Below are 11,993 nucleotides of genomic sequence, written 5' to 3'. Positions count from 1 at the left end.
AGTAACTTCTTTTTTAATGTTCTTTCAGTCTTAGATACATTTGTTGTCTCCACGGTTCTACTAGGCATCGATGATCCTCCATGTAAGTAACACCAAATAATTGTTATTATTGGTCTGGAATAAATCTTCTTAATTTAATCACATTTCCTTTTAAAGCTTAAAATTATCTGGTTTTTAGTAATTCAGCTATATGTATTCAAAAAAATATAAACTTTATCTCTCATATATATCTTTCTCCCACTGTACGAATGTAATGGTGTCAATCTTAAATATCAGAAAATGCTTTTAAAATTCAGAATTTTTCACATTATATATATAATTTTTAATACTGGTATTAACTCTTTTTATTCCTAAAATTGTTAATAGTTTCTAAATAAATACAGTTCTATTCTTACTGAATTGCTTTTGCAAGTTTTACTACGTAGTTAATAATACGAAGTAAAAGTAATGTTGATCTATTGGCTTCTAATTAAAGTCAATTTTTGGGGGAATGAATTACTGAGAGATGTTTGGGATTTCCTCAGATTGGGGTATGACAAAAAGATAATAGAATAGTTTAAATAAGTTGAAAGTAGTTCACTTGTAGGAATCTATTTAATTAGTAAAAATCATTTGTTTATATTGGATTGAGAGGTTGTCTTTAAAGTCTCCAATTTAAGAAGAACAGTACAATAGTTATAATCTGATATACATACCGATCTTTCTGTAAAATCTCAAAAATATACCTCTCATTAACACATTGGTACCCAAGGGAATCTATAGCAGATTTAAGAAAGGTATGAAACTCTGCTTGCATCAAAAAAATCATAATATTCAAGTTAGAAAAAAGCATAATTCATTTTGGGGATACTTGGAACAGCATTTTCTTTGATATGCACTTATGATATCTTTCGAATATATTTCTATATATATCGAATATTTACGTATAATATATATTTGTAGAAAATAACTAAGAAATATGAGATAATAAAGCTGTTCCTTTTCAATCCTGATAGGTAATCAATATGAGACATCCTCTCCCCCATATACGTTCTCCAGGTTTTCTCTCTCCTTTTTATATCCCATGTAAACTTTTACGAAAGAGAGAGGTGTTCGCCATGAAATACAATCAAAGACAGCAGTTGGCACTCGCCCAGGAGTTTATAGAAGTTCTTTCTATAGAACGTAATTTAGGAGAGAAAACTTTATATGCCTATAAAAATGATGTTGACAACATGATTAGCTGGATGGAACTGCGCCATCAAAATGATTTAAATGCTGAAGCAGTGATGCTGTATTTCCTATATCTCCAAAATGAAATTGAGTTGTCCTGCCGCAGTATCCGTCGTAAATATGTTTCCATCAGACAGTACTGCGATTTTTTAAATAAAACCTTGAATATGAACGAGGTTTTCTTTAAGTTTTCATCCAGAAAATTTCAAATCCCAAAAAATCTTCCAAAAACGTTATCTAAAACAGAAATACAAAGCCTGATTTCATCCGTATCGGCAGAATTTCAAACAGTTTCTTCTGACTATCACCGTCGTTTATGTATTCGGAATATGTGTATCATAGAACTATTGTTTTGTCTAGGGCTTAGGATCGGGGAAGTTGCTGCTCTGGATATAGAAGATTATAATAGGGAAGATTGTTCGATTCTAATACGTGGAAAAGGCAAAAAAGAACGTATGCTTTTTATTTCTTCTCCCGTTGTCTGTCAAAAACTGAATCATTGGCTTTTAACAAGGCTGGAGCTGGAACCAGAAAATTCTGCGATGTTTGTAAATAAATCTGGAGGGCGTCTGAGCATTTTCAGCATTGAAAATATATTTTATAAATATAGAGATTTATCCAAGATAAACCCGCATTCAACTCCACATTTTCTACGTCATAGTTTTGCAACACAACTTCTAAATAATGGAGCAAATATCAGGGATGTTCAGGAATTGATGGGACACAATAGTATTGTGACGACACAAATCTATACGGAAGTCTCTTTAAATAGGAAGAAAGAGGTTCTCATGAAGTATAATGGGAGAAATTTTATAAACGTTGTCTAAGAAATTAGCCTGTTGATAAAACCTTACTTATATCAAATATCATTTATAATAAATGAAATTACTAAAGTATGCTTCACTAAGATATACTTTAGTAATTTCAAAAAAATTGCTAAAAGGATGATTATGATAATAGGGTTTTATATTATAATGAAAGAATCCTAATTGCATCTGTTAAATATCTTTTAATTTATCGCGTATCACCTCAACTTTACAGAGATGTTCTTTTTTTACTCTGTCATATCCAATCCCAACAGCAAGTATACGACCAGTATATTGCGGGACTTCACCCAATTTACCATTCAGACGCATGATATACTGACGATTTTTGATTTGAAGAATTGCCTCTTCTGGTGTATGATCTACTTTTAATTCTATAATCATACAATCTGCTGATTTATCAAACTTAGGATAAAAAATGAAATCAACATACCCTCTCCCTGCTTTATCTTCACGTTGAATATCATAAGTTTCCCGGGCGGCCAGGTAAACCAGGTTCACAACTGCAGACAGTTCGGCTTCACTGTTATAGGATAACAAAGGTGTCTCTGTATCATGTGCATAAGTTAAAATTTCTGCCATCGTATCTGTATCACCATTTATTGTAGCGAGAAGCATTCGTTCGGATTCTCTGGCAAATCGGTTAATGTAACCTAAAGAAGGTTCCTTTTGGAGCATATCCGAAAACTTATCCATAAGTTCTTTATTAGGAATAGATACAGTTCCATTCTCGTAACTTAAAAATCCATATACAACCATGGCTGAAAAAATCTCATCCTTGGTGCGTAGATCTGTTGATGTAGCAGCATATTCCTGGATTTTCGAAGAAACGTTTTCCCCGGCTACCATGAGGGCTAAATCATCGCGTACATCCGCTATATTTTTTTGTATATAATAAAAAATCTCATCATATGGGCCGGAGCTGGTCCAATAACTGGAAAGGTTATTATTACTCAAAGCAGCAACGACAGACCTAGGATTGTATACACGTTCTCCAGAAGCGGTGTGATATCCATTATACCATTGTTTTAGTCCCTGCCGGCTTACAGTTGGTTTTTCCGTAAGTTCAATATAACGCTGATATAGTTGATCGACCTCGGACTCTGTGAAACCAAAATAGTCACTATATCGTTCCTGAACAGCCATACTGTATTCCATAAACATATTCAGTTCAGATCCACTTGAGTATTTGGCAATTGGCAGAATTCCTGTCATATAAACCAATGAAACGTATGCCTGATCCTTCAACAAACCTTTCAGAAAAAGCAGGAAGGATTTTTTATCTTTTTCCTGTACAAATGGCATGTGGAAAATCGCATCCCACTCATCCAGAACGAATAAGAAGCGCTCTTGGGTTTCCTGATGAATTCGCTGCAAATCCTCCGAAACAGTACTATTTTCCCGAAATCTACAAGCAGGATAAGCAGTATGTAAATCATCTTTCAGCAGCTCCTTAATATGTGTAATGTAAGAACGATAATTATCACACTCATCATCGCACCTGCTAAAATCGATATAAATGACATTATATTTATTTAAATGCTTATGATACCCAACTGTCTCTGAAATTTTCAAAGAGTCAAATATGTCGTTTGATTCAATGCTTTTTGCAAAAAATGAGCCAATCATATTAGCCATTACCGTTTTTCCGAATCTCCTAGGCCTGGTAATGCAAATATAATTTTTCCCCTGTTCAACCAAAGGGAATAATTCCTGTAACATCAAAGACTTATCTACAAAATACGGTCTTACTGTTTCACTTTTATATAGTGAATAAATATCTGGGTTATTAAGATAGAGTCCCATATTCCTATCATCCTTTCCATTCAATGTATTTAGTATAACAGATTTCCCACTAATTTATATAGTTATATACATAATTAGCCGCTTTATCCAATGAAATTAATTTTCTAGCAATACTCCTGAAATATCTCGAATAACATTGACTTTGCACGATGTCTACCCTCTGTAGTCAGTTTGATGATTTTTATCTTTATGATGTATTAACCAATTTAAATCATAAGGTTTTGCAAAAGCCTCAGGCTGGATATCGCCATGGTTATATTATATCCCAATTTTTATAAAAATATCAAATAAAAAGGAATCCATGCCAACTTTTAATGTTTTTGAAGGAAAAATAGGATTGAAAAACAAATGATTTTAAATTCGCAAAGTTAAAAATTTGATAAACAATCAGAAGTGATATTGAAGATTTTGGGATTGTATATTCAATATGCGATTTTAAGAAAACATTTAAAAATATGTAACAATTCTTTGATTGATATACGTACTAATAAGGGGGAGGGCTGTGAAGACTTAGATTCTCAGAAAGTAAATTGTAAGATTATAAGTTATAAATTTAAAATAAGAACTAAAAAATCTGATATAACAGCAAAAATGAGAAGCAATATAAAGATTTATTCCAGACCAATAATAACAATTATTTGGTGTTACTTACATGGAGGATCATGGATATTTAAGTGATAAGAAAAATAGATTTTTACACTAAATATCTTGTGGCCTAAGTAATAAATATGGAGAGATTAACACATGGTACATAAAGGGAAGAAAAAACGGCTCCTCATATATGCCCATTACTATGTGCCGGATACGGCGTCAACTGGTCAAATTCTCAGGGAACTTGCTGAAGGAATGTTGGATACTTTCAACATAACGGTGATTTGTACAGTTCCAAGCTATCTTGGCACTATTCAAGCTAAATACAAAACTCAAAAGTATTACTACGAAAACATTAATGGTGTAGATGTTCTTCGTATTCGAGTACCTGAATTTAACAAAACCAATAAAATAAGCCGTATAAAAAATATTCTAAGCTACTTCTTTGGTGCCATGACCGCAACCTTTAAAGTGGGCGATCAAGATTATGTATTTTCTATATCTCAGCCCCCCATACTCGGAGGGATGCTTGGGGTCTGGGGGAAGTGGACAAAGCATGCCAAGTATATATACAACATCCAGGATTTTAATCCTGAACAGACCATAGCTGTCAAATACAGCAAACTCAAATTAGCATTGAAGATTATGATGATGCTGGACAAATTTAGCTGTAAACAAAGTGATTTGGTAATCACAGTAGGAAGAGATCTAAGTGAGACACTCAACAGACGCTTTAAGAAAAACCCTCCAAAATCTGTCTTGATTAATAATTGGATCGATGAGACAAAAATTTTTCCTCTTTCTGCTGGTAATGATAAGGTTATTGCATTTAAGAAAAAATATGGGCTGGAAAATAAGTTCGTTATTATGTATTCCGGAAATATTGGCTTGTACTATGACTTAGAAAATTTGATGAAAGTTATAGAGAAATTCAAACCAGGAACAAAAACTGTAAATGCTAAAGAAGTAATTTTTGCTTTTGTTGGTAATGGTTCTGTTCTAGATCGATTAATTCTCTATACAAGAGAACATAGTATGGACAACGTAGTGTTTATACCTTACCAGAATAAAGATGATTTAATATATAGCCTTAACGCCGGAGACGTTCACTGGTGTGTAAATGCTAAGGGAATCAAAGGGGTAAGTTGTCCTAGCAAGTATTATGGAGTAGCAGCTGTTGCAAAACCGGTGCTTGGTGTACTGGAACAGGGGACCGAGATTCGCTGTCTGATTGAGGAAACGGAAAGTGGACTTTGTTGTGAACCAGGAGATTATAATCTTGTAGAAAAACATATTCGTTGGTTCCTGAATAATGCCGGTAGTAGTAAAGTTGTTGAAATGGGGCAACGCGGTCACGAAAATTTGATACGGAATTTGACAAGGGAAGCTTCCGTAAAGAAATATGTTGATGAAATATTAAAGCTTTAGTGTAGGGGATATTACATGAATAGTAACTGGTTCAAGCTAGTAATGAAAGCAACAAAAGTTGATTATGGAAAAAAACTATTATTAAAAGGTATTCCTATTATCTTCAATAAAAGAGGGGCAATACTTAAAATTGGTAGAAATGTAACTATTCGGAGCAGCTTTCTGAGTAATCTAGTTGGTCTTTACAGCCGAACAATTATTGTGACAAGATCTCTTGGGGCTGAGATTTCAATTGGAGATAATGTGGGAATAAGCGGTGCAACAATTTATGCCAGAAAGGGTATTTATATAGGAGAAAACACCTGTATAGGCGGGAATAGTAAGATACTGGATAATGATTTTCATCCAATTGATGCTGAGAATCGGTTGCGATTGCTACAAGATGTTCATGGCGGTGATAGCAATCTTGTGCCGTGCAAGGAAATATATATTGGAAGAAACTGTTTTATAGGTTGCAATGCCATTATCTTAAAAGGAACTATCCTTGGGGATGGCTGTGTTGTAGGAGCAGGTGCTGTGGTTAGTGGGATATTTGAAGATAAGTGTGTGATTGCTGGGAATCCAGCAAGAATTATTAAGAAATTATGAGGTAAGACCGTGAGACAACTTTTATGGATTGGCTGCTTGGAGAGTGAAATTGAATTTAAAAATAAGGCCAAAAAGGGCTATGATCTCGCTTCTGCACAAGTGTCACAAAAAAATCTGATATCGGGCCTAGAGGAAGTAACCGGCCTTTTGTTTGATTCAATAAATGGTAGTGTTCTTCCACCATATCCCATATATGAAGATAGAGAGATACTTCCAGTAGAGTGGGAACACCAATGTGGTTGCCGTGATATTAGTGTTGGGTATAGGAATGACAAATATGTAAACCGCTTATATTGTAAGAATGCAATGCTCCGAGAAGCTAGAAAATGGGTTGAAAGCAGATATAAACATGGTGAATTAATTATACTTGTTTATTCCATGCGTTCAGCGTCAATGGCGACAGCTTGCTGGATTAAAAGAAAGATTAAAGATGCCAAAATATACTTAATTGTTACAGATCTTCCTCAATTTATGGATTTAGGAGAAAGTAAGCTGAAAGCTGCTTTAAAGCGTATTGATTGGATAAGTATCAAAAAAATGCAAGAACAATTTGATGGCTTTATCTTATATGCAAAAAAAATGGCAGAGTTTCTGAAAATACCAGATGGTAAATGGATGTTAATGGAGGGCAGTTACAACGATGTAGAAGAAGATATGGTACCTCTTAAGAATAATATGGAGAAGAATATCATCATCATGTATTCAGGTAAACTTGATATAGATTATGGAATCTGTCTACTATTGGATGCTTTTATGCAGATAAAAGAAAAAAATGTAGAACTATGGATTACTGGCGGAGGCAACGCGGAATCTTTTATTAAGAAGTGTATGGATTCCGATCAGAGAATTAAGTATTTTGGTTTTCTACCATCTAGACAGAAAGTACTTAATATGCAAAAAAAAGCAACATTACTCATTAATATGCGATTACCATCAGAGCCGGCTTCTTCATATTGTTTTCCTTCAAAATTGTTTGAATATATGGTAACAGGGGTTCCGGTTCTAAGCTTTAAGCTAGATGGAATACCTGAAGAGTATTATAACTATCTGGTAACAATAGAAAAGGAAACCATAGATTCTGTTAAAGAAACCATAGAATCAGTAATACATGAATCAACCGACGTGATAAGAAATAGAGGACGAGCAGCGAGGGAATACATACTGAAACATAAAAATAGTGTAAAACAATGTGAAAGTATCTGGAACTGGATAATGGAGGAAAATAAGGCAAAGGACTAAAATCTGTTAAAAGAACTTGTTCATTTGTAGAAAAGGGTGAGAAAGGATGAAAATAAAAATTAAGCCTGTAAAGATACTGGAATATTTTGCAGTTCTCTTAATGATTATATTATCGGGATGTGTATTTTTTACACAGGTCTATAGATTTGAGACTACCATAGTGTTTGTTTTCATAACTCTACTATTATTATGGCAAAAACACCAAGGGGTTTCACAGAGAAATATTATTAATATCTTTGTAGCTGGTATATTCCTATTTTTAAATTTATTTGGAAATATGGATTCATTAAGTTCTGCCAATTACAAAGACTATATAATTCTGTTCATAGAAATCATATGTGTAATATGTGTTTTAAGTGTAATTTCGCCTGATGAATTCCAAAAAAAATATGTTGTTATTATGACAGGCATAGCCTTAATCAGTCTGTGTTGTTTTTATATTCAGATTACTGATACAGATTTTGTTAAGCAAATTGCTGATATAAAAATCCTTCCAGGATATACAATTAGCTGGTTTCATACCTGGGGCTGGGGATATATCTTTGGAAGAAATGCTGGTCCTTTCTGGGAGCCAGGCGCTTTTCAAGGATATATAATTCTGGCCATTTTGTTTATTTTTAATAAGAGGAAATTGAAAGGTAATTATCCAGTTTTAGCTATACTAGCCTTCACAGTACTAACAACAATGTCAACTGCGGGATATATCCTTCTTGGAATAATGTTTGCTTATTTTGTTGTGCTTTATTCTCAAGAATCGAATAAAAAATCGAAGGATCTTATTTTCACTATAATCAAGATTGTATTGTTGCTGGCAATTGCAGTAGTAGCAATTCAATATATCTTAACATCAAATACTGTTACGAATAAGTTTATGTCTTCAAATGAATCATACGCACGACGACTTCTTGATATTGTGTCTAGTTGGGATATTGTGGTAAAAAGGCCCCTTTTTGGATATGGAATAATGAGTGTAAAGCTAGTATCTGTTTGGAATTCATTTGGAATGACAGGAAATTCATCCGGTATATTTGCAGCGTTGCAGTTTTTTGGAGTATTTTTTGGTACTGTCCTAATAATTAAAATGTTTTGGGGAGCAGTAAGAACATACCAAAATCTTAATAGGGTAATCATAATTGCAATATTTTTTCTTTTATTTATGACTGAAAGTTTAATAACATATCCGATTTACATGGGATTTATGTACTTTACAAATAGAAATACTGAGGAGAGAGTGTGCGTATGAAAATATTATGGATCTGTAATGTTCCAATTCCTTTGATAGCAAAACACATTGGGATAAATACTCCTAACATCTGTGGTTGGTTAACTGGATTTGCAAACGAGATTAATCATGATGATAGTATTGAATTAACCATAAGCTTTCCACTTCTTGGGACGAAAGAAATAACTAAAGGGAAAATTGAAAGAATCGCATTTTATTCATTCTCACAGCCTAAATTACTTGGCTTTCTTCCTGTAGAGGATCAGATTCATGAATCGAATTTGATGAGGAAGCATATAAAAATAATTTTAGAATCTGTGAAACCAGATATTCTACACATTTTTGGTACAGAATACCCACATGCAAAAGTAGCTGCTGAGCTTTTTGATCAACCTAATAAAACAGTAGTACATATTCAAGGGTTGACATCTTATTACTGGATGCATTTCAATTCTGGGATTCCTTACAATCAATTGAAGCGTTTTCAACTGAGTAATATTGCAAGAGGTAATCTGATAAAACAAGCTGAGAAAATGAGAAAAAGAGGATTGTTTGAAACAGAGATATTAACTCAAGTGGACCATGTTATTGGAAGAACTGATTGGGATGAAGCTTGTTGTACACAGACCAATCCATCAGTAAAGTATCATTTTTGCAATGAATCTCTCCGCGATTCATTTTATTATGGGAGTTGGACAATAGAAGGTTGTGAACGATATAGCATTTTTATGAGTCAAGCGGCAACACCAATTAAGGGTTTACACTTTATGCTGAGAGCTCTTCCTGAAATAGTAAAAGTATATCCAGAAACACATCTCTATATTGCTGGTAACAATATTGTTAATAGGAACTCTTTATATTCCAAGGTTAAATTTTCTGTATTCGCAGCGTATATAAGAGACTTGATCCAGAAGAACAATCTCGAAAACCATGTAACTTTCACAGGGGCATTGAATGAGGAGCAAATGAAGGAACATTTCCTTCAAAGTAATGTTTTTGTCTCGCCTTCTTCTATTGAAAATTCTCCAAATTCATTAGGGGAGGCAATGCTTCTTGGAATACCTTGCATTTCTTCTGATGTAGGAGGTGTGAAAAACCTTATAGAACATGGCAAAGAAGGATATGTATATCAAGGAGATGCTCCATATATGCTGGCATATTATGTAAAAAAAATTTTTGCAGATAGTGACACTGCATATGCAATGGGTAGAGCAGCTCAGAAGCATGCTCGAAAAACACATGATAGAAAAGCCAATCTGAAGCGTCTACTTGAAATATATAAAGAGATATCTAATGTTTCAAATTATGAAGAAACAATTATGCAATAAACTAATGATTTTGGACTGTATATACTAAGGGAGACATAACTTCAGATAAAAAGAGTCCGGTACTTCTTTAACTCTGACCAAGGGTGTATTTAAGTAATAGAAATGAAATGTTTTATAAAGAAGGAATAGAGGTTGAAGATGATTACAATTGTTGATTTTATTGGACACAGTGATAAAAATGGAAAGCCAATGGGACATCCGGTAAAAGTCATAAACGAAATTGTTGACTTACTATTACCCCTTGAGAATATTGCTGTTGCAGCTCCTAGCAACCATTTGAATGAGATTAAGAACAAAGATAAAATACAGACAAATGAACTTTCGAATTATATTTATACTTTTTCTAATAATAAAAAGAAAAACTTAAAGAAAAAGTGGCAGAATCTTCATACTATTTTTAGTACTTCAAAAGGAGTCTTATGGTTTATTAATGTTGATTTCTCACTGTTTTTATATCTGTTTCTTTTTGGTTCAAATAAAAATAAAGTCTGGATTAATCTTTACTATAATCCATTGCGGGGAAGTAGCGGGTGGCGTGAGAAGATAGTTCGAATGGTTCTTAGAAAGTTGGATTTGGTAATAGTTACAAATAAAAATTTCTTGAAAACTATTCCTGGAAATACCATATTTATTCCTGATTATTATTATAAAGAAGAGTTGTATTCAAAGTATCAAACAAGTGAAAAGAAACAACAAATGGTCTGTCTGGGAACAATGGGGAACACAAAACAGATTGAAGAACTAATTGAATGTGCATCCACTTTATCTTTTCAGGTTCTTATTATAGGAAATTTTTCTCAAGACATGGAACGGTTTAAGAGACTAGAGACCATGGCAAATACAAAACCTAATATTATCTTAAAAAATAAGTATGTAGGAAATGATGAATATTATAAATTGATTGCTGAATCTAGATATGTCATATTGCCATATGACATGAAATTATATAATGAGCGGACAAGCGGAATTTTACTTGAAACCGTATTTTTGGACAGTATACCAGTGGCACCCCAAAAATTGTTGGCTTATAACTCTATAGTTGGAATTGGGTATGAAAAGTTAACAGATATACATGACATACTTATTGAGGCTAATGAAGCAAACATAGTGTATGAAAATACTAGAATTAGAAATACGGTGTTTTCAAAGGAAGCGATACAAGGCATTATTTGTAAGTACCTACAGTCAAAGAAGGATATAATATGGTAGATAAAGGTAGCAGTAAAGTATTAAAGGCAGGAATAGGGTATACTATTGGGAATTACCTGATTAAAGGACTTGGTTTCTTTACTATTCCTATTTTTGCCAGACTAATGACAACTGAAGACTACGGCATTTACAATACATATGCTGCTTATGACGGTATTTTTTTTGTGATTATAGGACTGGCTTTACATTCAAGTTTTAAGAACGCAAAGTATAAGTATAAGAATGATTTGGAAAAGTATATCTCTTCGTGTGTAGGTCTTTCTATAGTTAACCTGGGGTTATGGCTAATTATCGGTAATATCTTTTATTTTGCATATTCTGGGACAATTGAGTTTAGTAGGTTTATTATAAATATCCTTATACTCAATAGTTATGCCAATGCAATTATCCTGTACTTCAATGTGTATGTAGGATTGGATTACCATTATAAATTGTTTGATTATTCCGGGCGATTAGCCCATGCGCTGAAGCGCGTTCAGCGCATGGGTATCGCCGTTTAGCAAAGGCTGGTCGCAGTTCAGCCCAGGTCATCAAGCATGTGATAGA

The 11,993-nt window shown here is 33.5% G+C and carries 9 protein-coding genes; 8 read left to right on the top strand and 1 reads right to left on the bottom strand.

The genetic code is table 11. The features are described from left to right. Nucleotides 1-1,097 precede the first annotated feature (1,097 nt). A complete protein-coding gene (locus HGO97_RS23485) occupies nucleotides 1,098-2,039 on the top strand; it encodes a tyrosine-type recombinase/integrase (RefSeq protein ID WP_216245685.1) in 942 nt (313 codons plus the stop codon). A gap of 171 nt (nucleotides 2,040-2,210) precedes the next feature. Here the strand turns inward: HGO97_RS23485 and HGO97_RS23480 are convergent, their stop codons facing one another. Beyond that, nucleotides 2,211-3,842 (bottom strand): AAA family ATPase, encoded by a 1,632-nt coding sequence (locus HGO97_RS23480; RefSeq protein WP_216245687.1) that lies wholly within the window; start codon nucleotides 3,840-3,842, stop codon nucleotides 2,211-2,213. 744 nt (nucleotides 3,843-4,586) lie between these two features. Here HGO97_RS23480 and HGO97_RS23475 point away from each other — a divergent pair. From HGO97_RS23475 to HGO97_RS23445, 7 genes are all read left to right on the top strand, one after another. Beyond that, nucleotides 4,587-5,861, top strand: coding sequence for a glycosyltransferase family 4 protein (locus tag HGO97_RS23475; protein ID WP_216245682.1), 1,275 nt, complete (start codon nucleotides 4,587-4,589; stop codon nucleotides 5,859-5,861). A gap of 15 nt (nucleotides 5,862-5,876) precedes the next feature. Continuing rightward, nucleotides 5,877-6,449 (top strand): acyltransferase, encoded by a 573-nt coding sequence (locus HGO97_RS23470; protein WP_216245681.1) that lies wholly within the window; start codon nucleotides 5,877-5,879, stop codon nucleotides 6,447-6,449. A 9-nt stretch (nucleotides 6,450-6,458) separates the two neighbouring features. After that, nucleotides 6,459-7,688 (top strand): glycosyltransferase, encoded by a 1,230-nt coding sequence (locus HGO97_RS24350; protein ID WP_216245679.1) that lies wholly within the window; start codon nucleotides 6,459-6,461, stop codon nucleotides 7,686-7,688. Between the two features lie 46 nt (nucleotides 7,689-7,734). Next, on the top strand, nucleotides 7,735-8,931 hold the full coding sequence (locus tag HGO97_RS23460; RefSeq protein WP_216245677.1) for an O-antigen ligase family protein: 1,197 nt from the start codon (nucleotides 7,735-7,737) through the stop codon (nucleotides 8,929-8,931). After that, nucleotides 8,928-10,238, top strand: coding sequence for a glycosyltransferase family 4 protein (locus tag HGO97_RS23455; protein ID WP_216245675.1), 1,311 nt, complete (start codon nucleotides 8,928-8,930; stop codon nucleotides 10,236-10,238). Before HGO97_RS23460 ends, HGO97_RS23455 begins: the two co-directional genes overlap by 4 nt. Before the next feature lie 138 nt (nucleotides 10,239-10,376). Then, nucleotides 10,377-11,447 (top strand): hypothetical protein, encoded by a 1,071-nt coding sequence (locus tag HGO97_RS23450; protein ID WP_216245673.1) that lies wholly within the window; start codon nucleotides 10,377-10,379, stop codon nucleotides 11,445-11,447. Continuing rightward, nucleotides 11,441-11,947: an oligosaccharide flippase family protein gene (locus HGO97_RS23445; protein WP_216245671.1), complete on the top strand. Its 507-nt coding sequence runs from the start codon at nucleotides 11,441-11,443 to the stop codon at nucleotides 11,945-11,947. Before HGO97_RS23450 ends, HGO97_RS23445 begins: the two co-directional genes overlap by 7 nt. Nucleotides 11,948-11,993 lie beyond the last annotated feature (46 nt).

This window comes from Faecalicatena faecalis (assembly GCF_012524165.2).
Classification (GTDB): domain Bacteria; phylum Bacillota; class Clostridia; order Lachnospirales; family Lachnospiraceae; genus Faecalicatena_A; species Faecalicatena_A faecalis.
Note: the sequence above shows the minus strand (reverse complement) of the source record. Positions and strands in the feature narration are given on the sequence as shown.